This window comes from Brevundimonas sp. GW821-FHT12E07 (genome assembly GCF_058807035.1).
This window is the reverse complement of sequence record NZ_JBXAQH010000001.1, coordinates 211173-233695: the sequence shown is the minus strand read 5'-3', so window position 1 is coordinate 233695 and position 22523 is coordinate 211173. Positions and strand designations below refer to the sequence as shown.

General features: G+C 68.5%; 25 protein-coding genes. 15 read left to right on the top strand and 10 right to left on the bottom strand.

All coding sequences use genetic code 11. From position 1 onward, the window contains the following. Positions 1-38: 38 nt before the first annotated feature. Entirely contained in the window at positions 39-515 is a 477-nt protein-coding gene (greA, locus tag AC1ROD_RS01165; protein WP_492946434.1) for a transcription elongation factor GreA, read from the bottom strand. Positions 516-574: 59 nt separating this feature from the next. On the opposite strand from greA, the gene AC1ROD_RS01160 reads away from it, so the two are divergent. Together AC1ROD_RS01160 and AC1ROD_RS01155 are read left to right on the top strand one after the other, a co-directional pair. Beyond that, the gene (locus AC1ROD_RS01160) at positions 575-1843 is read left to right on the top strand and encodes a BaiN/RdsA family NAD(P)/FAD-dependent oxidoreductase (protein WP_492946433.1); all 1269 of its coding nucleotides are present in this window, start codon (positions 575-577) and stop codon (positions 1841-1843) included. Then, a complete protein-coding gene (locus AC1ROD_RS01155; protein ID WP_492946432.1) occupies positions 1840-2976 on the top strand; it encodes a serine hydrolase domain-containing protein in 1137 nt (378 codons plus the stop codon). Before AC1ROD_RS01160 ends, AC1ROD_RS01155 begins: the two co-directional genes overlap by 4 nt. On the opposite strand, the gene AC1ROD_RS01150 is transcribed toward AC1ROD_RS01155, so the two are convergent. From AC1ROD_RS01150 to AC1ROD_RS01140, 3 genes are all read right to left on the bottom strand, one after another. Then, a complete protein-coding gene (locus AC1ROD_RS01150) occupies positions 2961-4418 on the bottom strand; it encodes an MFS transporter (protein WP_492946431.1) in 1458 nt (485 codons plus the stop codon). The genes AC1ROD_RS01155 and AC1ROD_RS01150 overlap by 16 nt on opposite strands. Positions 4419-4440: 22 nt before the next feature. Beyond that, entirely contained in the window at positions 4441-5367 is a 927-nt protein-coding gene (rarD, locus tag AC1ROD_RS01145; RefSeq protein ID WP_492946430.1) for an EamA family transporter RarD, read from the bottom strand. 103 nt (positions 5368-5470) lie between these two features. Then, on the bottom strand, positions 5471-6514 hold the full coding sequence (locus AC1ROD_RS01140; RefSeq protein ID WP_492946429.1) for an aspartate-semialdehyde dehydrogenase: 1044 nt from the start codon (positions 6512-6514) through the stop codon (positions 5471-5473). 154 nt (positions 6515-6668) lie between these two features. On the opposite strand from AC1ROD_RS01140, the gene zapE reads away from it, so the two are divergent. Continuing rightward, positions 6669-7799 (top strand): cell division protein ZapE, encoded by a 1131-nt coding sequence (gene zapE / locus AC1ROD_RS01135; RefSeq protein WP_492946428.1) that lies wholly within the window; start codon positions 6669-6671, stop codon positions 7797-7799. 38 nt (positions 7800-7837) lie between these two features. Beyond that, positions 7838-8377 carry a YbjN domain-containing protein gene (locus AC1ROD_RS01130; RefSeq protein ID WP_492946427.1) on the top strand — a complete coding sequence of 180 codons (540 nt, stop codon included), beginning with the start codon at positions 7838-7840 and terminating at the stop codon, positions 8375-8377. 205 nt (positions 8378-8582) lie between these two features. Here AC1ROD_RS01130 and mdh read toward each other — a convergent pair whose 3' ends face one another. Then, entirely contained in the window at positions 8583-9545 is a 963-nt protein-coding gene (mdh, locus tag AC1ROD_RS01125) for a malate dehydrogenase (RefSeq protein ID WP_492946426.1), read from the bottom strand. A gap of 188 nt (positions 9546-9733) precedes the next feature. Here mdh and AC1ROD_RS01120 point away from each other — a divergent pair, with 188 nt between their 5' ends. Further along, positions 9734-10633 carry an SIMPL domain-containing protein gene (locus tag AC1ROD_RS01120; protein ID WP_492946425.1) on the top strand — a complete coding sequence of 300 codons (900 nt, stop codon included), beginning with the start codon at positions 9734-9736 and terminating at the stop codon, positions 10631-10633. Here AC1ROD_RS01120 and AC1ROD_RS01115 read toward each other — a convergent pair. Beyond that, positions 10618-11427, bottom strand: coding sequence for a sterol desaturase family protein (locus tag AC1ROD_RS01115; protein WP_492946424.1), 810 nt, complete (start codon positions 11425-11427; stop codon positions 10618-10620). The two genes, AC1ROD_RS01120 and AC1ROD_RS01115, sit on opposite strands and share 16 nt — an antisense overlap. 78 nt (positions 11428-11505) lie before the next feature. Between AC1ROD_RS01115 and AC1ROD_RS01110 the strand changes: the two genes are divergently transcribed. Together AC1ROD_RS01110 and AC1ROD_RS01105 are read left to right on the top strand one after the other, a co-directional pair. Then, positions 11506-11922, top strand: coding sequence for an HIT domain-containing protein (locus AC1ROD_RS01110; RefSeq protein WP_492946423.1), 417 nt, complete (start codon positions 11506-11508; stop codon positions 11920-11922). Positions 11923-12006: 84 nt separating this feature from the next. Continuing rightward, the gene (locus AC1ROD_RS01105) at positions 12007-13611 is read left to right on the top strand and encodes a sensor histidine kinase (RefSeq protein WP_492946422.1); all 1605 of its coding nucleotides are present in this window, start codon (positions 12007-12009) and stop codon (positions 13609-13611) included. Between the two features lie 3 nt (positions 13612-13614). Here the strand turns inward: AC1ROD_RS01105 and AC1ROD_RS01100 are convergent, their stop codons facing one another. From AC1ROD_RS01100 to AC1ROD_RS01090, 3 genes are all read right to left on the bottom strand, one after another. Beyond that, on the bottom strand, positions 13615-14496 hold the full coding sequence (locus AC1ROD_RS01100) for a pirin family protein (RefSeq protein ID WP_492946421.1): 882 nt from the start codon (positions 14494-14496) through the stop codon (positions 13615-13617). Between the two features lie 80 nt (positions 14497-14576). Further along, on the bottom strand, positions 14577-15218 hold the full coding sequence (locus tag AC1ROD_RS01095) for a methyltransferase family protein (protein WP_492946420.1): 642 nt from the start codon (positions 15216-15218) through the stop codon (positions 14577-14579). A gap of 120 nt (positions 15219-15338) precedes the next feature. After that, complete coding sequence (locus AC1ROD_RS01090; protein WP_492946419.1) at positions 15339-15932, bottom strand: hypothetical protein; 594 nt, start codon at positions 15930-15932, stop codon at positions 15339-15341. Positions 15933-16148: 216 nt separating this feature from the next. Between AC1ROD_RS01090 and sdhC the strand changes: the two genes are divergently transcribed. The 8 genes from sdhC (at position 16149) to AC1ROD_RS01050 (ending at position 21474) form a co-directional block, all read left to right on the top strand. Next, positions 16149-16598 (top strand): succinate dehydrogenase, cytochrome b556 subunit, encoded by a 450-nt coding sequence (gene sdhC / locus AC1ROD_RS01085; RefSeq protein ID WP_492946418.1) that lies wholly within the window; start codon positions 16149-16151, stop codon positions 16596-16598. Further along, a complete protein-coding gene (gene sdhD / locus AC1ROD_RS01080; protein ID WP_492946417.1) occupies positions 16595-16999 on the top strand; it encodes a succinate dehydrogenase, hydrophobic membrane anchor protein in 405 nt (134 codons plus the stop codon). The genes sdhC and sdhD overlap by 4 nt, the downstream gene beginning before the upstream one ends. 4 nt (positions 17000-17003) lie before the next feature. After that, positions 17004-18788: a succinate dehydrogenase flavoprotein subunit gene (gene sdhA / locus AC1ROD_RS01075; protein WP_492946416.1), complete on the top strand. Its 1785-nt coding sequence runs from the start codon at positions 17004-17006 to the stop codon at positions 18786-18788. 1 nt (position 18789) lies between these two features. After that, a complete protein-coding gene (locus tag AC1ROD_RS01070) occupies positions 18790-19587 on the top strand; it encodes a succinate dehydrogenase iron-sulfur subunit (RefSeq protein ID WP_492946415.1) in 798 nt (265 codons plus the stop codon). A gap of 10 nt (positions 19588-19597) precedes the next feature. After that, a complete protein-coding gene (locus AC1ROD_RS01065) occupies positions 19598-19909 on the top strand; it encodes a gamma-glutamylcyclotransferase family protein (protein WP_492946414.1) in 312 nt (103 codons plus the stop codon). 52 nt (positions 19910-19961) lie between these two features. Then, on the top strand, positions 19962-20282 hold the full coding sequence (locus AC1ROD_RS01060) for a 2Fe-2S iron-sulfur cluster-binding protein (protein ID WP_492034598.1): 321 nt from the start codon (positions 19962-19964) through the stop codon (positions 20280-20282). After that, positions 20283-21083: a kinase gene (locus AC1ROD_RS01055; protein ID WP_492946413.1), complete on the top strand. Its 801-nt coding sequence runs from the start codon at positions 20283-20285 to the stop codon at positions 21081-21083. Between the two features lie 61 nt (positions 21084-21144). Continuing rightward, a complete protein-coding gene (locus AC1ROD_RS01050; RefSeq protein WP_492946412.1) occupies positions 21145-21474 on the top strand; it encodes a PilZ domain-containing protein in 330 nt (109 codons plus the stop codon). On the opposite strand, the gene AC1ROD_RS01045 is transcribed toward AC1ROD_RS01050, so the two are convergent. Continuing rightward, positions 21471-22475, bottom strand: coding sequence for an acyl-CoA thioester hydrolase/BAAT C-terminal domain-containing protein (locus AC1ROD_RS01045; RefSeq protein ID WP_492946411.1), 1005 nt, complete (start codon positions 22473-22475; stop codon positions 21471-21473). The genes AC1ROD_RS01050 and AC1ROD_RS01045 overlap by 4 nt on opposite strands. Positions 22476-22523 lie beyond the last annotated feature (48 nt).

Genomic DNA, 22523 nt, shown 5'->3' with positions numbered 1-22523 from the left:
TCAGTTGAGCGCAGGTCGGCGCTCGCGTCGACCGTTGATCAATCCACCGCGACGATCTCGACCGACTGCCCCGCCACCATGGCCTCGTCGCCGACCCGTTTGCCGATCAGGGCGCGGGTCAGGGGCGAGACATGGCTGACCGAGCCCTCCGCCGGATCGGCCTCGTCCTCGCCGACGATGCGCCAGGTCTGGGTGCGACCGTCCTCGCGCTCGATGGTCACCGAGCCGCCGAACCGCACGACGCCCTCGGCCGGAACCTCCAGCAGCTGGGCGCTGGCCCGCCGCGCGGACCAGTAGCGCAGGTCGCGCGTCGCCCGGGCCATGGCGGTGCGGTCCGCCTCGATGGAGCCATGGGCCTGGGCCGCCGTATAGGCCGCGCGCGCGGCTGCCAGCTCGGCCTCGATGGCGGCCAGGCCGGACGCCGTCACCAGATTGGCGTGGGGCGAGATGGGGCGGTCGGGAAGATCGGCGGCCGTGGCCTCCAGGTCTTCCTCACGGGTGAAGGCGACGCTCATTTGGAAACATATAGGGGTTTTTGCTCCGAAATCCCCCCTCTTGCGGTAGAGGGTGCGAGATGACCGACACTTCCTCCCCTCGCACCGTATCCATCATCGGCGCCGGCCCCGCCGGGCTGATGGCGGCCGAGGTTCTGGCCAGGGCCGGCGTTGCGGTCACCGTCCATGAACGCATGCCCTCGCCGGCGCGCAAATTCCTGCTGGCCGGGCGCGGCGGACTGAACCTGACCCATTCGGAGGGGCAGGAAGCGTTTCTGTCGCGCTACGGCTCAGGTGAGGCGACGGTGTCCGATTGGCTCGACGCCTTCACCCCCGACGACCTGATCGCCTGGGCCGAGGGGCTGGGCCAGCAGACCTTCACCGGCTCCAGCGGCCGCGTCTTCCCCCGCGCCATGAAGGCCTCACCCCTGCTGCGCGCCTGGCTGGCCCGGCTGGCCGAGCTCGGCGTCGTCCTGAAGACCCGCTCCCACTGGACCGGCTGGTCCGGCGAGGCTCTGACCTTCGAGAACGGATCCGCCGAGACCCCCGACGCCGTCATCCTCGCCACCGGCGGGGCCAGCTGGCCGCGGCTGGGCTCGGACGGCGGCTGGACGCCCCTGCTGGAGGCCGAGGGCGTCGCGATCGCTCCCCTGCGCCCGTCCAACGCCGGATTCAATGTTGACTGGTCCGACATCCTGAAGGACCGCGCCTCAGGGCAAGCGCTCAAGGCGGTCGAAGTCTCCTTCACCCCCGTCGGGCCTGAGGGAAAACAGAGCGCGCTCAGCCCCTTCCGGGTCAGGGGCGAGGTCATGCTGACCCGCTACGGCATCGAGGCTGGGGCGATCTACGCCCTGTCGTCGGCCCTGCGCGAAACCATCGCCCATGAGGGGTCGGCGACCCTGACCCTCGACCTGCGTCCCGACCTGACGGAGGACGCCCTCGCCGACCGCCTGGCCAAGGGTCGCGGCAAGGACTCCATGACCAACCATCTGAGGAAGTCCGGCGGCCTGTCCCCCGCCGCCATCGCCGTCCTGCGCGACATCCCCGGCGAGATCCCGCTCGGCGCCGACAAGCTGGCCAGACGCATCAAGGGCGTGCGCCTTAAGCTGACCGGGATGCAGGGGCTGGAGCGAGCCATCTCCTCGGCCGGGGGCGTGGGTCTGGAGGCCGTGAATCCATCATTGATGCTAACCGCCCGCCCGGGCGTCTTCGTCGCCGGCGAGATGCTGGACTGGGAGGCCCCGACCGGCGGCTATCTGCTCCAGGCCAGTTTCGCCTCGGGCGTGGTCGCGGCCAAGGGCGTGCTGGACTGGCTGAACGCCAAGTCCCCGGATAAGAGGCCCGCATGACCGACATCTCCGGCGTCTGCCCGCCCCGTTTCTCCGCCGTGAAGGACGCCTTCGCGGCCAATTTCACCGACGCCTCCGACGGGCTCAATGAACAGGCCGCCCGCGTCTCCTTCTGTGTCGAGGGCGAGGTCGTCGTCGATCTCTGGGCCGGTCAGGCGGATCCGCGAGAGGGAACGCCCTTCACCGACAAGACGCTCACCCCGGTCTTCTCAACCGGCAAGGCGGTGATGGCCCTGCTGATCGCCACCGCCGTCGAGCGCGGTCAACTGAACTACGATCAGACCGTCGCCAGCCTCTGGCCCGCCTACGGACAGGCGGGCAAGGACGGCATCACCGTCGCTCAGCTGATGTCGCATCAGGACGGCCTGCCCGGCTTCGACACGCCCGAGGACCCGGCCATCTGGTTCGACCGTCAGGCGGTGCTGGACCGCCTCGCGGCCCAGGCGCCGATGTGGCCCCCCGGCACAGCCTCGGGCTACCACCCGATCACCATCGGCTATCTGGCGGGCGAGGTCTTCCGCCTGACCGACGGCCGCACAATGGGCGCGGCCCTGCGCGAGGACTTCGCGACGAAATACGATCTCGACCTGTGGATCGGTCTTCCCGAAGCCGAGCACGACCGGGTCGCGGCCATCCGCAAACCCGCCGCCCCGCCCAGTCTCGGGACCATCGACCCGATCAAGTCCGCCGCCTTCATCTCGAAGGGCGCGGCCCCCGGCGGGCGCGGCTCGACCGAATGGCGCACGATGGAGATTCCCTCCGCCAATGTGCACGGCACGGCGCGCGACCTGGCCCGCATCTTCAGCATCGTCGCCAATCGCGGCGACCTGCATGGCCGCTCCATCCTGTCGCCCGACGTCGTCGATCAGCTGACCCGCGAACGCATCCACGGCCCCGACAAGGTCCTGCCCTATGTGATCAGCTGGGCCACCGGCGTCATGCGCAACGAAGGCCTGAACATCTTCGGACCCAACCCCGACACGGTCGGCCATTGCGGCTGGGGCGGCTCCTGCGTCTTCGCCGATCCGAAGACCCGGGTCTCGGGCGCCTATGTGATGACGCGTCAGTCGCCGCACCTGATAGGCGATCCGCGCGCGACCCGACTGATCGACGCCTTCTACGCGGGCTTCTGAACCCGACCCGGAGCCGTCAGTCCGCCGATGATTCCGCTCAGGATCGCGCAGGCGGCGCAGACGCCCATCACGACCTGATAGGCCCGGTGGAAGGCCGCGCTCTCGGCCGCCTGACCTGATGCTCCGGCCATGAAGTCGCCGAGCCGCGCTCGCGCCTCGGGCTGGCCCAGCGCCACGACGAACACCGCCGACAGCACCATGCCCAGCAGGGCCACGGCCAACAGGCCCGCGACCCGCGCCACCGCATTGTTGACCCCGGACGCCACCCCGGTGTGCCCGGGCGCCACCGCCCCCATGACCGCCGCGGTCAGGGGGCCGACGGCGAACGTCATGCCAATGGCCAGCACCGTCATCCCGGCCAGTGGCCCGGCCACATAGCCCGCGTCCCTCGGCATCAGGGCCAGCAGGGCCAGCCCCACGCCCGCCAGAACCGGCCCGACGCTCAGCGACAGCTTGGCGCCGAACCGGTCGGCGATCCGCCCGGCCAGACCCGAGAACAGCCCCATGATCACGGCGAACGGCAGCATGGCCGATCCGGCCCCGGTCGCTGTCCAGCCATGCACCCGGATCAGTTCGAACGGCAGGAAGAACATGGCCCCGCCGAGCGCGAAATAGAGCAGTAGCGTCAACAGGTTGATTCCACTGAACACCGGCGACCGGAACAGGGACAGCGGCATCATCGGATGCGCCTCCCTCGCCTCGGCCCAGAGGAAGCCCGCCAGCACCAGCACCCCGCCAGCCAGCGACCCCACGATCCACGGACTGCCCATCCCCAGATCGGGCGCCGCCGTCAGCCCCCAGGTGACCGCCCCCAGCCCGACCACGGCCAGCAGGGCGCCGAGCCCGTCCAGCCCCTTCGCCTCCTCGTCCCGGCTCTCCGGCGTGAACTTCACGGTGATCAGAACGGCCAGAATGGCCAGAGGCACGTTGATCCAGAAGATGGCGCGCCAGTCGGCGTGGTCGGCCAGCCAGCCGCCGACCAGCGGCCCCACCATGCCGAAGATGGCCCCCGCCCCGGCCCAGGCCCCGAAGGCCTTGCCCCGCTCCTCGGGCGGAAAGGTCGCGCCGATCACGGCGAGGGCTCCGGGCGTCAGCAGGGCCGCCCCGATCCCCTGCACCCCCCGCGCTCCGATCAGGAACCGCACATCCGGCGACAGGCCACAGACGATGGAGGCCAGGGTGAAGACCGCCACACCGATCAGGAAGACCTTCCTCCGTCCGAACCGGTCCCCCGCCGCCCCGCCGATCAGGACCAGCGCGCCCAGCGTCAGCAGATAGGCGTTCGACAGCCACTGCACCGCCGCCGGTCCGGCCCCAAGATCTTTCTGGATCGCCGGCAGGGCGACGCCGAGCGCCGAGCCGTCGATGAAGGTCAGCGAAGACCCCAGCACCGTCGCGGCGAGGATCCAGCGCTTGTGGGATTTCGACAGGGCCTCGGTCATGCGCCCGAGGCTAGGCCGGTCGTCAGACCGCGTCGACCACCGTCTTGATCGCCTGCCGCTCGGCCCGTTTGCGCCACAGGGCGGCCAGGGCGAAGACAGCGGCCCCGGCCCAGATGAAGGCGAAGGACGCGAGGCGCAGCAGGGTCAGGGGCTCGCCCGTAAAGACGCCGACGGCGAACTGCAGCGTCGGGGCCAGGAACTGCAGGAAGCCGATCGTCGACAGGGGCAGCCGGCGCGCCGACCAGGCGAACAGGGCCAGCGGAATCGTGGTGATGATCCCGCAGGCGATCGACCAGGCCCAGTGCGACGGGCTGGCGAACCCGACCGCCTGTCCCGCATGGGCGAGCCAGATCAGGTAGGCCGCGCCGAATGGCAGCATCAGCAAACATTCGACGAACAGGCCGGTCTGGGCCTCGGCCGCGACCCGTTTGCGGATCACCCCATAGGCCGCGAAGCTCAGGGCGATGCCGATCGACAGCCAGGGCGGACGGCCCAGGGCAATGGCCTGGATCAGCACGCCGATGGCGGCGAGACCGATAGCGGCCCAGCCCCATTTGTCGATCCGCTCGCGGAACAGCACCATGCCCGCGGCCATGTTGAGCAGAGGGTTGATGTAGTAGCCGAGGCTGGCCTCGATCGTGTGGTGATGGGTCGTGGCCCAGACATAGAGGCCCCAGTTGATGACGATCATCAGGGTGGACAGGGCCAGCCAGCCGACGGTTGCGGGGCTGGTCAGCACCTCCCGGGCCTGACGCGTCTGTCCGGCCAGCAGCACCAGAACCGCCGCGAACGGCGCCGACCACAGGACGCGGTGCGCCAGGATCTCGGGGGCCGAATAGCCCATATGGGCCAAAGCCATGAACAGCAGCGGCAGAACGCCCCAGACGCAATAGCAGAGCAGGGCCGCGATCAGGGCGTTGCGGGTCTGCGAAGGCGCGGCGTCAGTCATGACATATCCTTCCCTCTCCCGTGCGGGAGACGGCTACCGGTCGGATGAGGCGCCTTTCGGCCCCTCATCCTTTTGACGGCGAAATCCTCCCTCGGGAGGGCGATCAGACGGTGATCGAACGGAAGCCGGTCGAGGACTTGAGGGTCCCCGTCTCGTCCAGCAGCTGAGCGATCTGGACGGCGTTCAGGGCGGCGCCCTTGCGCAGGTTGTCCGACACCACCCAGAAGCTCAGACCGTTCTCAACCGTATGGTCCTTGCGGATGCGCGAGACATAGACGGCGTGCTCGCCCGCGGCGTCGACCGGGGTGATGTAACCGTCGTGCTCGTGCTTATCGACCACCAGAACGCCCGGGGCCTCGCGCAGGATGGCGCGGGCCTCGTCGACCGAGATCGGACGGTCGAACTCGACCGTGACCGCCTCGGAGTGGCCCACGAAGACCGGCACGCGGACGCAGGTGACCGTCAGCTTGATCTCCGGGTCCATCATCTTGTGGACCTCGTTCCACATCTTGGCCTCTTCGTCGGTATAGCCGTCCTCGTTGAACGACCCGATGAAGGGGATGACGTTGAAGGCGATCTGCTTGGGGAATTTCTTCGGCTTGGCGTCGCCCAGGCCATAGATGGCCTTGGTCTGGTTCCACAGCTCGTCCATCCCTTCCTTGCCCGCGCCCGAGACCGACTGATAGGTCGAGACCACGACGCGCTTGATCTTGGCGGCGTCATGCAGGGGCTTGAGCGCCACGACCAGCTGGGCGGTCGAGCAGTTCGGGTTGGCGATGATGTTCTTGCGGATGTCCTTGACCGCGTCCGGGTTCACTTCCGGCACGATCAGCGGCACGTCCTTGTCCATGCGGAAGACCGAGGAGTTGTCGATCACGATCGGACCGGCCTTGCCGATCTTCTCGGACCATTCCTTCGACACGGTCCCGCCGGCCGACATCAGCACGACGTCGACGGTCGAGAAGTCGAACTGCTCCAGGTCCTGGCATTTCAGGGTGCGGTCGCCGAACGAGACCTCCACGCCTTTGGATTTTCGGCTGGCGATCGCGTGAATTTCGTCCACGGGGAAGTTCAGTTCCTCGAGGATGGTCATCATTTCCCGGCCGACATTGCCGGTGGCGCCTACGACGGCGACGCGATAGCCCATTGTATCTGGTCCTTCGGACATCTGGTGCGCCCATGCGGGCGCGGTTGAACACCTGCCGCGCGAGGGTTCTTGCGGCAGGGGCACGCATGTAGTCTTTCGCACGCGCGAAGCAATCGCTTTCCGCATCGCGCGCGCAAGGATATGCCCCAGTTCGATGACCTCCCGCATTCGCTCCGCTTATGACATCCGCGTCGACGAGGGGGTGATCGCGCCCGATCCGGCCCAGGCGCCGTTGATCAAGGCGATGGAGCGGCTGGAGAAGGATCTCTCCAGAAAGGGCCTGTTCGGCGGCCATCCCGAGGTGCGCGGCCTCTACATCTGGGGGCCTCCGGGACGGGGCAAGTCCATGCTGATGGACCTGTTCGTCTCCGCCACCCCCGAGCCGAAGAAGCTGCGCGCCCACTTCCACGCCTTCATGGCCCGCATCCACGATCTGGTCCGCCAATGGCGCGAGGGCGACAGGAAGCAGCGTCAGGCCGTCTTCGGGACCCACAGGGGCGACGACCCCATCGAGCCGATCGCCGCCCTGATCGCCTCGGAGGCGCGACTGCTGTGCTTCGACGAGCTTCAGGTCACCGACATCGCCGACGCCATGATCCTGGGCCGGCTGTTCGACGCCCTGTTCGAACGCAAGGTGGTTCTGGCCGTCACCTCCAACAGGGCGCCGGACGAACTCTACAAGAACGGCATCAACCGCCAGCTCTTCACCCCCTTCATCGACGAGATCAAAAAGCGCTGCGTGGTCATCGAGATCGCCGGCGCCCGCGACTGGCGCCTGAACAGGCTGATGGGCTCGCCCGTCTGGTTTGTCGGCGATGCGGACGGCAAGTCGGGCGCCGCCTTCGAGGCCCTCTGGACGGATCTGCGCGGCGGCGAGTCGGAAGAGGCGGCCCATCTTCAGGTGCTGGGCCGCGACGTGGTCATCGAACGCACGGCCGGCAGTCTGGCCCGCGCCACCTTTGACGAGCTCTGCGCCCGGCCTCTGGGCCCGCAGGACTATCTGGCCATCGCGGCCCGCTTCCACACCCTGTTCCTCGATTCCGTGCCGATCCTCAGCCCCGACCGGCGCCATGAGGCCAAGCGGCTCGTGACCCTCATCGACGCCCTGTACGAAGCCGGGACACGGCTGGTGGTCCGCGCCGAGGCCGAGCCCGAGGCTCTCTATCCGGCCGGCGACGGCGCCTTCGAGTTCGAACGCACGGTCTCGCGTCTGCGTGAGATGTCGAGCGCCTCATGGCTGGAGAAGGCGGAACACGCCGAAAATCCGCACACAACTTCGCCGTAATGGCCGTTAGGCTGGCTTTCGAAGCTGGAGGTTCCCTGATGACTGTTCTCGCCGCCGCCCTGTCGGCCCTCGCCCTGTCCGTCACGCCGGTGAGCCAGACGGCGCCCGCCGCGGCTCCCGCGCCCGCCGCCGCCCCGCGCCCGGCGGTGCTCGGCGTCGCTCCCGCAGCGGCGATCGCCTGGCTCAACACGCAAGGGGTGACCGCCGGAGCGATCCAGGAGGATCAGGGCCGCCAGTATGTGCGCGTCGACGCCGACGGCCTGGCCTGGCTGCTGTTCTTCCAGTCGTGCGAGAACGGCCTGTGCTCGGACATCCAGTTCACTACCGGCGTTTCCAACGCCGCCGTCACGCCGGAGCTGATCAACGGCTGGAACCGCGATCGCCGCTTCCTCAAGGCCATCTATGAGGCGCCCGAAGGGACCGGCCTGCCCTCGGCCGTGGTCCAGTACGACGTCCTGCTGAACGCCGGCGGCCCCGACCAGCTGGCCGACCATCTGGCGATCTGGCGCAGCCTCCTGCCCCAGTTCGCCCGCCTGACCACCGGCGCGGGCGCCGCGGCGGCGGCCCCGGCCAACTAGCGTTCACCTCTCCATCGCCGGAGGGCGATGGAGAGGACAGATCGACGCGCAGCGGCGATCAGGAGAGGGCGACACCGCTGCCTGACGTCCAGACACAAAAAAAGGGGGCGAAACGGCCAGCGCCGCGTCGCCCCCTCCTGATCGCTCCGCGATCTGTCCTCCCCATTCGCCTTCGCGAATGGAGAGGTGACCGCGCCCGCTGGCGTTAAGCCAGCGACGGATCCAGATCCTTGCAGGACTGGATCAGACCCTGGACCGAGGCGACCGACTTCTCGAACATCGCCTTCTCTTCGTCGTTGGTCGTGAACTCGACGACCTTCTCCACGCCGCCGGCGCCGATCAGGGCGGGCACGCCGACATAGAGGTCCGACAGGCCGTATTCGCCCGACAGCCAGACGGCGCAGGGCAGGACGCGCTTCTGGTCCAGCAGATAGGACTTGGCCATGGCGATGGCCGATTCCGCCGGGGCGTAGAAGGCCGAACCGGTCTTCAGCAGGGCGACGATCTCGCCGCCGCCCTTGCGGGTGCGGGTGACGATGGCGTCCAGATCGGTTTGCGACAGGAAGCCGGCGGCGACGGCGTCAGGCAGGGGCAGGCCGCCGACGGTCGAGTGACGCACCATCGGGACCATGTCGTCGCCGTGGCCGCCCAGGGTCCAGGCGTGGATGTCCTGCACGGAGACGCCGGTCTTTTCCGACAGGAAGTAGGCGAAGCGGGCCGAGTCGAGCACGCCGGCCATGCCGACGACCTTTTCCTTGGGGAGCCCTGAGAATTTCTGCAGCGCCCAGACCATGGCGTCGAGCGGGTTGGTGATGCAGATGACGAAGGCGTTCGGGGCGTGGGCCTTGATGCCCTCGCCGACGGCCTTCATGACCTTCAGGTTGATGGAGACCAGATCGTCGCGGCTCATGCCGTCCTTGCGCGGCACGCCGGCGGTGACGATGCAGACGTCGGCGCCCGCGATGTCCTCATAGGCGTTGGCGCCCTTCAGCGAGACCGACGAGCCGAAGACGGCGGTGGCTTCGGCGATGTCCAGGGCCTTGCCCTGGGGGGTGCCTTCAGCGATGTCGAACAGGACGACGTCGCCCAGCGCTTCGCGCGCGGCCACATGGGCCAGGGTGCCGCCGATCATGCCGGCGCCGATAAGGGCGATCTTCGCACGAGCCATGGAATTCTCCGTTTTGGGTGGCCCGCCGCACGGATGGGAGCGGCTTCAGGCCGGTTTGCAGTTGCGAGAGGAAATCTTTGGGCGGCGGTCTAGACCTGTGAACGGGCCTCGGCAAGCTTCGGGGTTTACGACCTTGGCCATGACTGCGAGGGTGCCCGGATAACGAGAGTGAAACGGGAGTGAAACCGATGCGTACAGCCGCCGCCCTGACCCTCCTTCTCCTCGCAGGAGCGGCCGCCGCGCCTGCGTCGGCCCAGACCCCTCCCGCCACCATCGGCCAGCAATATGTCCCCGCCCCCTGGTGGATGCGCGATCCCGTCATCGCCTCCATCGGCAGCGTGCGCGTCGAGATTCCGGCCAACCGCGCCGGTTTCAGCGCCAGCTTCCAGTCCATCGAGCGCAGCGCGACCGAATCCTCGCGCAAGGCCGCCGATCAGGTCCGCGCCCTGTCCCAGGCGCTCGCGGCCTATGGCGTCGACAAGGTCCGGGTCGAGACCCGCCTGACCACCCGTCCCCTCTATGAGCAATACCGCGACGAAGCCGGGGTGCTGCGCGACAATGTCCGCCCCGACAAGATCAACCGCTACCAGACCGAGGCCTCGGTCCAGCTGACAATCCGCGACGTCTCCCTGCTGGAACGGGTCTATGCGACCGTGGTGGCCAGTCAGCCGACCACGATCAGCACCGTCTATTTCAACCTCGAGCCCGAAAACGTCTGGAAGAGCAATCTGGCCGCCGAGGCCATGAAGGATGCGCGCGGCCGGGCCCAGGCGGCCGCGACCAACGCCGGCGCCACGCTCGGGTCGGTCCGGGTCATCGACCCGACCGGCCGCGCCTGCGAGACCGACGTCCTGGCCGGCTGGCCCTCCTACAACGCCGGCGGCGATCAGGCGACCACGGTCGACCGGGATGTGGTGGTCACCGGATCGCGGGTTCGGGCCGGAATGGCGCCCCCGCCGCCGCCGCCGGCTCCGCCCGCTCCGGGTCAGGCGCCGAGCGAAGAGTCCATCGAGGCCGCGCGCCTGGCCCTGCAGCCGCCGCTCCAGACCCTCACCAACAGCGCCTGCGTGGTCTACGGGTTGAACTGAGCCGCCGCCTGGGGGGCGGGTGCGGGTTCGTCGGCGCCGCCCCTGAACGGATGCGCCAGCTGGCCGAGGAAATCCTTCGGCACCGGATCCTCGACGCCGTAGCGCTCGGGCAGCGTCCCCTCGGGGAGGCGGAAGCTGCCGAACAGATGGTCGTAGAAGGCGAACAGGGCCGCGAAATTGCGGTCATAGGCCTCACGCTGGTCCGCATGGTGCCAGTGGTGGAAGGCGGGCGACCCGATGACATGCCTGAGCGGGCCGAAATCCAGTCGGACATTGGCGTGCAGCAGCAGGGCGTGGGCGTGATAAAGCAGCCCATAGACGGCCAGCGGCCCCGGCGAAAAGCCCAGCAGGACGGCGGGGCCGAAGGCGGCGGTCGAGAACAGCACCTGTTCCACCGGATGCACCCGGTGCGCCGCGGCCCAGTCCAGATGCTCGCTGGAGTGATGCACGGCGTGGAAGCGCCACAGGACCGGCGCGGCATGCGACGCCCGATGGATCCAGTAGATGCCCAGATCGGACAGCAGCAGGATTTCGACGAACTCGAGCCAGTCGGGCTGGCTGCGGATCGCGGCGGCGACCGAATGCGGGACCGCGTGGACCGCTAGAAGGCTCAGAACGAGGCTCACCAGGATCACCCCGACGCTGATCATCCAGCCGCCGACAAAGGCGTGCAGGATATCGGTCTGCCAGCCGGGGCGCAGGACCGGCTGGGTCCGGTCGCGCGGGATCAACCGCTCCAGCACGATAAAGACCACGCCGAAGCCGATCAGGAGAAGCAGGTCCTTCAGCGTCATCCTCACAGGATGACCGATCGTCCTTGAAGGCCGATTAAAGACCCTGCCGATTTTCCCCGGGCGAACTAGGATGGCGCCATGACCGCCTTCGAAACCGACCCCCGCCTGATCGCCAACTCCACAGCCGTCGCCGCCTGGCCCCTGTGCGACGTGCGGCTGATGGACGACGCCCGCTTTCCCTGGCTGGTGCTGATCCCGCGCGTCGCGAACGCCTCGGAACTGGACGACCTCGCCCCCGCCGACCGTCCCGTCCTGATGGCCGAAATGATCCGCGCCGCCGACATCGTCCGCCGTCTGGGTCAGGCCATGGATCTCGAGGTGCACAAGGTGAACACCGCCGCGCTCGGCAATGTCACCGCCCAGCTGCACGTTCACGTCGTCGGCCGCCGCCGCGACGATCCCCTCTGGCCCGATCCCGTGTGGGGTCGTGACGGCCGCGTCCCGCTGGGCGGGATCCGGCTGGCCGAACTCGCCGGTTTCGCGGCAGGGCTGTGAAAGCCGGGCCGTATAACCAAAGTTAGTAGCCGCTTCCGGCCCGTCCTGACCTAGTTTCTGCGATTGAATATCAAGGGTCAGGCCTTGCCCAGCAGCATCTTCGAACCGGGAACCGGCGCGGACAGCGCCATGGGCCGTCTGGTCAAGACGGCCTGCGCCCTGTTTTCGGCGCCCGTCGGCCTGTGCTCCATCTTCGTCGACGACCGGATCGCCCAGCGCACCCTGATCGGCCTGCCCGGCTTCTCCGCCGAGGGCGGCCTGGTCCCCTTCAGCCCGACCCGGCTGCTGATCGCCGAAGGCCCGGGCGCCCTGCTGCTGATCGAGGACGGCCTGACGGATCCGCGGGTCAAACACCTCGATCTGGTCAAGGGTCCGAAAGGACTGCGCTTCTACGCCGGGGCCACGGTCTCGGACCGCTCCGGCAAGGCCGTCGGTTCCTTCGGGGTCATGGACTTCCAGGCCCGGGCGCCCCTGACCCCCGACGAGATCGACCATCTGCGCCGGTTCGCGGTCATGGCCGGCGACCTCTATGAGCTGGAGCGCGACGAACGCGCCGCCTCCGCCAAGCGCGAGACCCTGGAGCTGGCCGAGTCCATGGCCGGGGTCGGGCACTTCAGCGTCGATGTGGCCACCGGTCAGGTGACCTGGTCCGACGAGGTCTATCGCATCCACGGGCTCCAGCCCGGGTCGGTCGATCCCACCCTCCATTCGGCCATCGGCGCCTATAATCCCGAGGACGCCGCCGTGGTTCGGGCCCTGGTCGACCGGGCCCTCAGAACCGGGACAGGTTATGACGCCACCCTGCGCATCACCCGCGACGACGGCGAGGAACGCACCACCCGGTCCAAGGCCCGCTGCGAGATGGACGCCGAGGGGCGGCCCGTGCGCCTGTTCGGCGTCTTCCAGGACATCACCGACACCATGCGGGACCAGGTGGCCCTGATCGAGGCCCGCGACGCCGCCGAGGCCGCGACCCGCGCCAAGTCCGACTTCCTGGCCAATACCAGCCACGAGATCCGCACCCCCCTGACCTCGATCATCGGCTTTTCCGCCTTCCTGCAGGCCAGCCCGACCCTGACCGACAAGGAGCGGCACTACGCCACCCGCATCTCGGCCGCCTCCAACGCCCTGCTGGGGGTGATCAACGACGTGCTCGACTATTCCCGGCTGGAGGCTGACGCCTTCGAGCTGGACCCGGCCCCGTTCGATCCCCGGCTGATGGCCGAGGGCGCCGTCGCCATGATCGCCGAACAGTGCCGCGAGAAGGGCCTCGACCTCGACCTCGACATCGCCGACGCCCTGCCCCGCGCCATGGTCGCCGACGAGGGGCGTGTGCGTCAGGTGGTGCTCAACTTCCTCTCCAACGCCATAAAGTTCACCGAGACGGGCCGCATCGGCCTCAGCCTTCAGACGGCGGGCGAGGGGCTGCGCGTCGCGGTGACCGACACCGGCATCGGCGTCTCGCCCGAGGCGATCGAGCGGCTGTTCGACCGCTTCACCCAGGCCGACAGCTCGACCACCCGCCTCTACGGCGGCACCGGCCTGGGCCTGGCCATCTCGCGCCGGCTGGTGGTCATGATGGGCGGCCGCATCGGGGTGGACAGCGCCCCCGGCCGGGGCTCGACCTTCTGGTTCGAAATCCCGCTGGAGCCCGCGGCGCCGGGCGTCCCGGTGCAGATGCCGGCCTAGACCTTAAACCCTCGGCGGCGGTCCGAACTTGCCGGCGTTGTAGTCGGTGATCGCCTGTATGATCTCTTCGCGGGTGTTCATCACGAACGGGCCGTGGCTGGCGACCGGTTCGCCGATCGGCTCGGCATGGCCCAGCAGGACCACGGCGTCCGACGAGGCCTCGATCCGCACCGCGTCCCCGTCGCCCAGCGCGATCAGGTTCCACGGCTCAACCGGCGTCCCGCCGACCGACACCGAACCCGCGACGACATAGAGGAAGACCGTGCGTCCTCGCGCCACCGGCGCCTCGAACACCCCGCCCGGCCTGAACTTCAGAACCGCAAGCTGGATGTCGATCAGAGACTGGATCGGGGCCTCGACCTCGCCCCAGCGTCCCGAGACGGGCTCGACCGTCACCCGCCCGTCGTCGGTAGTGAAGCTCGGAATATCGGCGGCCTGCAGCCCGACATAGTCCGGCTTCGTCATCTTCAGCCGCGACGGCAGATTGACCCAGAGCTGCAGGATTTCCATCGGCCCGCCGTCGCGCTTGAAGGCGGCAGGCGACAGCTCGGCGTGGATCAGGCCCGACCCGGCGGTCATCCACTGGATGCCCCCGGCCCGGATGATGCTCTCCCCGCCGGCGGAATCGTTGTGCGCCAGCTCGCCGTCCAGGATGAAGGTGACGGTCTCGAAGCCCCGATGCGGATGGGGCCCGAACGGCAGGCCCCGATTGTTGGGCGGATAGGTCTGGGGCCCGTGGTGGTTCAGGAACAGGAAGGGATCCATCTGGTCCAGCCCCGGTCCCGGCACGGGCCGACGGGTCACCAGATCGCCGATGTCGTCGCGCCAGGCGGGATGCTGGCGAACGACATGACGAACGACGGGGCGGACAACGGGATCGGTCATTCGCCACATCTAGTGTGGCTGTTCACAGATGGCCAGCCCGCGCTCAAGCAGCGAGCGACCGCGTCGCGAGCGTTAGCGCCCTACCAAAGTCCCGGCACCAGTCGGAACTTCACCTTCGTCGCGTGTTCCTGATAAGCCGGGTCCTGCATCAGGATGCGCTCCTCGGCGAAGATGCGCAGCACCTCGAACACCAGCCAGACCGACAGCAGCACGGCGTTCCAGCTGCTCGGATTGGCGGCGAAGGCGCCGATATAGGTCACGAGGTAGCCCAGATACATCGGGTGGCGAACGGCGGCGTAAAGGCCGGTACGCTTGACGCCCCGGTTGGCGGCGACGACGCCGAAGCTGCGGCGCAGCGACAGCTTGGCGCCCAGGCTGATCAGCAGCCCCCCCGCCATCAGCATGCCGCCGCCGACCCAGCCGTCGCCCGTGGGCTGGAACAGCATGGGCAGGGCGGTCCCCAGAACCCCGGTCAGCCAGTCGACCGGCCGCAGGCTGATCGCCTCGGTCGAACGCCGCAGCAGCACCATGACCGCGATCAGACCCTCGGAGAGGATGAACAGCAGATTGACCGGCTTCTCGGCCAGATCGCCGATGAACCGGTGCACCAGCATGATGTAGAGCACCACGATGGCGATGCGCTCGGCGCCGTCGAGCAGCCGCGACATGGTCAGGCGGCTCAGTTTCAGGTCGATGCTGGTCATGACCGCAGAATGGGCCATCGTCCTTGCTGACGGCTTAAGAACCGCTTTTAAATCCGCTGGTTATAACCATAGTTAGGTCGCGCAACCTGAGGGCGTAACGTGGTTACCGCAACGCTTGGCCTGCAAGCGGGATCGGCGTCACCCCGGGCGGGTCAGCGAAACGGCCTGATCGCGGCCCAGACCGCTCAGCGTCCCGGTCCAGCCCTGCTCCGCCGGCTGCAGGCGCAGCCTGACCTGGCGGCCGCCGACCGAGGCCTCGATCGTCGTCTCGTCGCCATTCCGGGTCACGGAACCGACCGGGGCCGTCGAGCGGGTCGCGTCGTTCAGGCTCAGGGCGCCCTCGACGGGCTTCGAAGCGCCCCGGTCCGACAGGACCAGATCCAGCACAGGCTTTCCGTCGGTCCCGACGGCGCTCCACACCCCGTCCAGCGGTCCCATCCGGGCGTCGGCCGAGGCCCGGGCGCGGTTGACCGCCGCCACATAGCCGATCTCGCCGGACGAGCGGTTCTGTTCGTAATTGCCTTGGTAGGCCTCGACGGCGACCGGCCCGGTGATCGGGCGGCTGCGGATCGGACGGTTGACGTCACCCTCCTCGACCTGACGCCCGAAATCGGACGGCGGCTCATACGGACGAACCACGGGGGCGGCGTAGACCTCGCTCGAGGGGGTCTGGGCGTAGGCGGTTTCCTGACCCGACAGGCCAGAGACGCCAGCAATCATGAGGGTAAGCAACAGCATGGCCCTACGATGCGGATCGCGGGCGCACATGGCTAGCGTGGAAGCGGCAACACGCGAAAACGTGATCGGTTCCCCGCCAATGACACGGCGTCGCACTTTTTCTTGCCGCAGTGCGGCGCCGCTCGCGTTGACACCCCCGGACGGGGGGTCCTAAAGCCACTCCCACAAACGGTGAAAGCCTGAACTCACAGGGTTTTGAGAACCATTCGCATGTCGAACACCCCCGACTCGACCGGTCAGGACGACCGGTACGTCATCCAGCCCAACGGCCGTCCCCGGCCCATGTCCCCCCACCTCCAGGTCTGGCGCTGGCATGTCACCATGGCGGCCTCCATCCTGTTCCGGGTGACCATCGGCGCCGCGAGCGTCGCGGCGGTTCTGCTGGTCGGCTGGCTCGCCGCCGTCGCCTTCGGACCCGACGCCTTCGCCTGCATCGGCGCCTGCCTCGCGACGCCGCTGGGCCTCTTCGTCGGCTTCGGCCTGACGGTGGTGCTGTTCTCCTTCCTGCTCAACGGCGCCCGCCACCTGATCAACGACACCGGCGCGGCCCTGACGCTGAAACCCGCCAACCTGCTGTCGAACATCGCCGTCTGGGGTCCGATCCCGCTGGCGATCGTCTTCTTCGCCATCCTGTTCGCCACCGGAAGGATCTCGCTGTGAGTCATCCCGCAAAGTTCAGGAACGGGGTCAAGATTTCCGAGCGCCACGGCGCCGGCGAATGGACCCTGGAAAAACTCTGCCTCGCCGCCCTGATGCCCCTGGGCGTCTGGGTCGCCTCGACCGCCTTCACCCTGACGGGCGCGAGCTACGACACCGTGGTCGCCTGGTTCGCCAGCAGGCTGAACGCGGGCCTGGCCATCGCGACGGTCCTGATCTTCTGCCTCTTCGGCGCCCTGGCCTGGAAGGTCATTGTCGAGGACTACATCCACAAGCCCGGGACCAAGGGGCTGCTGGTCGGCCTGCTGAACCTGGTCTTCTTCGTGCTGGCCGCGGCCGGCGTCTTCTTCATCGTGCGTCTGGCGCTGGGCTCGGCCCCGCTTCCCGCCGGGTTCGGAGCCTGATCGCATGGCTGATCTGAAATTCATCGACCACGAATACGACGTCGTCGTCGTCGGCGCCGGCGGCTCGGGCCTCCGCGCCGCCCTCGGCGCCGCCCAGCAGGGCCTGAAGGTCGCCTGCGTCACCAAGGTCTTCCCGACCCGTTCGCACACCGTGGCGGCGCAAGGCGGCATCTCCGCCTCGCTCGGCAACATGGGCGAGGATTCGTGGAAATGGCACATGTACGACACCGTCAAGGGGTCGGACTGGCTGGGCGACCAGGACGCCATCGAATATCTGGTCCGCGAGGCCCCCAAGGCCGTCTACGAGCTGGAACACTGGGGCGTGCCCTTCTCGCGCACCGACGAGGGCAAGATCTACCAGCGCGCCTTCGGCGGCATGACCCGCAACTATGGCGAGGGCCCGGTTCAGCGCACCTGCGCCGCCGCCGACCGCACCGGCCACGCCATCCTGCACACCCTCTACGGCCAGTCGGTCCGTCGCGAGGTGAAGTTCTTCATCGAATACTTCGCCCTCGACCTGATCATGCAGGACGGCGTCTGCACGGGCGTCACCGCCTGGAAGCTGGACGACGGCACCCTGCACCAGTTCCGCGCCAAGCTGGTCATCCTGGCCACCGGCGGCTACGGCCGCGCCTATTTCTCGGCGACCTCGGCCCACACCTGCACCGGCGACGGCAACGCCATGGTCCTGCGCGCCGGCCTGCCCCTGCAGGACATGGAGTTCGTGCAGTTCCACCCGACCGGCATCTACGGCTCGGGCTGCCTGATCACCGAGGGCGCCCGCGGCGAAGGCGGCTATCTGACCAACTCCGAGGGTGAGCGCTTCATGGAGCGCTACGCCCCCTCGGCCAAGGACCTCGCCTCGCGCGACGTCGTCTCCCGCTCCATGACCATGGAGATCCGCGAAGGCCGCGGCGTGGGTCCCAAGAAGGACCACATCCACCTTCACCTCGACCACCTCGACCCCAAGATCCTGCACGAGCGCCTGCCCGGCATCTCGGAAAGCGCCAAGATCTTCGCCGGCGTCGATGTGACCAAGGAGCCGATCCCGGTCATCCCGACCGTCCACTACAATATGGGCGGCATCCCCACGAACTATCACGGCGAAGTCCTGACCAAGGTCGGCGGCAACGCCGACACCGTGGTCAAGGGCCTGATGGCCGTCGGCGAGGCGGCCTGCGTCTCGGTCCACGGCGCCAACCGCCTGGGTTCGAACAGCCTGACCGACCTGGTCGTCTTCGGCCGCGCCGCGGGCCTGCGCGCCGGCGAGATCGTCGACAAGGCCGCCCCGGTCCCGGCCGCCCCGCCGGAAGCCACGGCCCCGCACCTCGCGCGCCTCGAGCGCTTCCGCAACGCCAACGGCTCCACCTCGACCGCCCATCTGCGCGCCGAGATGCAGGCCGCCATGCAGTCGGACGCCGCCGTCTTCCGCACCGGCAAGACTTTGGACGAGGGCGTCGCCAAGCTCCGCGACATCCACGCCCGCTCGGCCGACATCAAGACCACCGATCGCGGCCTGATCTGGAACACGGATCTGGTCGAGACCCTGGAATACGACAACCTGATCGACCTGGCGCTCGTGACCATCGAGGGCGCGGCCAACCGTCAGGAAAGCCGCGGCGCCCACGCCCGCGAGGACTTCCCCGACCGTCACGACGACGAATGGATGAAGCACACCCTGGCCTGGAAGGTCGCCGGCGAGCCGGTCAAGATCGACTACCGCCCGGTCCACACCTACACGATGTCCGACGAGATCGAGTACATCAAACCCAAGGCGAGGGTTTACTGAGATGGCTGAATTCACACTTCCCATTGGATCGCGCCCCAGGAAGGGCAAGGTCTACAAGGCCGCTGCCGGGGCGAAGAACGTCAAGACCTACAAGGTCTATCGCTACGACCCGAACCTGGATCAGAACCCCAGCTGGGACGAGTACCAGGTGTCGTCGGACGACCACGGCCCGATGCTGCTGGACGCCCTGATCCACATCAAGAACGAGATCGACCCGACCCTGTCGTTCCGCCGTTCCTGCCGCGAGGGCATCTGCGGCTCCTGCTCGATGAACATCGACGGGCGCAACACCCTGGCCTGCACCAAGGGCTGGGACGAATGCTCGTCCTCGACCATCGCCATCTCGCCCCTGCCCCACCAGCCGGTGGTCAAGGATCTGGTGACGGACCTGACGCTGTTCTACGCCCAGTACGACTCGATCAAGCCCTACCTCCAGTCGGACGAACCCGATCCGACCACCGAGCGGCTGCAGTCGCCGGCGGACCGCGCCAAGCTGGACGGCCTGTACGAGTGCATCCTGTGCGCCTGCTGCTCGACGTCCTGCCCCAGCTACTGGTGGAACGCCGGCGAGTATCTGGGCCCGGCCGCCCTGCTGCAGTCCTATCGCTGGATCTCCGACAGCCGTGATGACGCGACCCAGAGCCGCCTCGACGACCTCGAGGATCCGTTCAAGCTCTACCGCTGCCACACCATCATGAACTGCGCCCAAGTCTGCCCCAAGGGCCTGAACCCGGCCAAGGCCATCGCCGAGACCAAGAAGCTGATGGTCGCTCCGGACCGCAAGAAGACCGCCGCATAGTCGGCCTGAGATGACCGGGGTCCTGCTCTTCGCCTATGGCACGCTGCAGGACCCCGCGATCCAGATCGCCCATTTCGGCCGCCGGCTGACCGGCGCGCCCGACCGCCTCGACGGCTTCACCCGCTCGACCCTGACCGACGGCGACACGGTCTATCCCGTCGTGATCCCCGGCGGGTCCGATCCGGCACCGGTCGACGGCCTGGTCTTCGAGATCACCGAAGCCGACCTCGCCGCCGCCGACGCCTATGAGGGCGACCTCTACCGCCGCATCCGCGTCCGCCTCGCCTCGGGAACCGAAGCCTGGGTCTATGTCGCGGCCTGAGCCGCCACTCCGGGCGCTTTGCCTCTCTCCCCACCCTTGCTAAGAGGCCCTCATGGCCAAGATCACCTATATCCAGCACGACGGCGGCGAGCAGACCGTGGAGGTCAAGAACGGCCTCTCCGTCATGGAAGGCGCGATCCGCAACAACGTCCCGGGCATCGACGCCGACTGCGGCGGCGCCTGCGCCTGCGCCACCTGCCACGTCTATGTCGACCCCGACTGGCTGCAGGAAGCCGGCAAGGCCAGCGCCATGGAGGAGTCGATGCTGGACTTCGCCGAGAACGTCGAGCCCAACTCCCGCCTGTCCTGCCAGATCCGCGTCTCGGACGCGCTGGACGGCCTGGTCGTCCGCCTGCCGGAAAGCCAGCACTAGGTGCTCGACCCCCGGCTGACCGAGGTCGCCGGGACCCTGATCGCGAAACATTCACGACCCGGCCATATCCCCCTGATCGGCATCGCCGGCGCGCAGGGCTCCGGCAAGACTACCCTCGCCCGCAGCCTCGCCACGTCGCTGAACGGCGTCCAGCTGTCCCTCGACGACGTCTATCGGACGAAGGCCGAACGACAGGCCCTCGCCCGCGATCTTCACCCGCTGCTGGCGACGCGCGGTCCGCCCCTGACCCACGACCTGGACCTGCTCGCCGAGACCGTCGCCGCGCTGCGGGCCGCCGGACCCGACACACGGACGCCCCTCCCCGCCTTCGACAAGCGCGCCGACGACCGCCTGCCCGTCGATCGGTGGCCTGTCTTCACCGACCGCCCCGCCGTCATCCTGATCGACGGCTGGTGCCTCGGCGCCAGGCCCCAAACCGAGGCCGATCTCGCGGAATCCATCAATGATCTGGAGCGCGACCGCGACCCCGATGGCCGCTGCCGCCGGCTGATCAATCATGCATTGGCCGGGGACTACGCCCGCGCCTTCTCCGCCTTCGACGCCATCCTCTTCCTCGCCGCCCCCTCCTTCGACGTCGTGCTCGACTGGCGCTGCCAGCAGGAGGCCGACCTTCTCGGCCTCGCCCCCGACGCCCTGCCCTCCGCCGACCGCGCCCGCATCGCCGGCTTCATCCAGGTCTTCGAGCGCATCACCCGGTCCATGCTGGCCGGCGGCGTCGACGCCGGGACCACGGTAACCCTCGACGCACATCGGACGGTAACCACTCCCCTGTCACGCTAGGGCTTCAGGCGCCGCCGGGAGGGCTCGGCGACCTGAATCAAGAGTTGAGCGTTCAATACCCATGACCATCCAGCAGGAAGATCGCCGCCTCGAGCCGCGTCGGCCCAGTCACGCCCGCGGTGTCGTTCTGGCGGGCGGGTTTGAAATGGGCTGCGTCATCGTCGACACATCCAATAGCGGCATGAAGCTCCGGCTCGACCGCCAGATGGCCCTGCCCTCGCCCGTCATCGTCGTCGACATCGCCGCCGGCGTCGCCTGCGAGGCGGATGCCGCCTGGTCCAAGGGCGCCGAGACCGGCCTCAAATGCCGCAACCAGGCCTCCCTGCGCGGACTCGTCCCGGCCCGCCTCGCCCCCGCGCGAGACGCCTGGCGCCGCGCAGGCGGTCGTTAAGGCCTCAGGCTCGTCGCCAGAAACGCCGTGATCCGGGGCCAGGCGTCCAGCCGCGCCGCCGCATTCGTCTCGGGCGTCCCGCCGCTGCGCGGATCGGACCGCAGACCCCCGTCGCCCCCGACCAGATCGTGGCCCGCCTCCGGATAGATCAGGGCCTCGGTCTTCAGCCCCGCCCGCTCACGCGCCGCGACGATGGCTTCAGCCTGCCGCGCCGAGTTCCACTGGGCGTCCTGCCCGCCCGCGATCAGCATCAGGGCGCCCGGATAGGCCTCGACCGGAATCCGCGCCGCCGCCTCCCGCTCCGGATGGTCGGCGCGGCCGTTCTCGTGGATGGCGCGCAGGTCCGCCTTGCCCGGCCCGGCCATCAGCCCCTCGACGAAGCCGCGATAGGGCATGAAGGCCAATGGCTGTCCCGCGAACGAGAACGACGACCGCGTCCCCTCGGCCTCGACCATCTCCAGACCCCAGCCCTCCCAGACCAGATCGCTGGGCGTATAGGCGACAACGGCGTCGATCCACGGATAGCGGCTGGCCGCGATCAGGGCGAACTCCGATCCCTTAGACGCGGCGAACAGACCGAAGCGCTCGACGTCGGCGGCCGGAAAGGCCCTCAGGGCCTCACGCAGTTCGCCGATCTGGTCGATGCGGATGTCGATGAAGCTGCCGGGCAGGTCGGGATACTGGGGCGGCGGCGCGTACTCGCCCCAGTTCGGCGAATAATAGGGCAGGCTGACCGTCGCATAGCCCATCCGCGCCAGGATCGGCCCGAACCGCTTGCCGCCTTCATCGCCGCCGTCGGCGCCCGCCAGAATGACCACCACCGGCCGCGCCTCGCCCGGCAGGCTGTAGAGCACCGCATGGGGGAAGCCCGGGATCGGCGTCTCGATCACCGCTTGGGCCGAAGCCTGGGCAGGTGCGGCCAATGCGGGTGCGGCCAGCCCGGCCCCGAAGGCGAGCCCGGCGGAGACGGCGAAAGCGAGGACGGCGCGGCGACGGATCATCGGTGGTCTCCCGGCGGCCCATCCGCCTTTCAATCCCAAGTCGTCGCC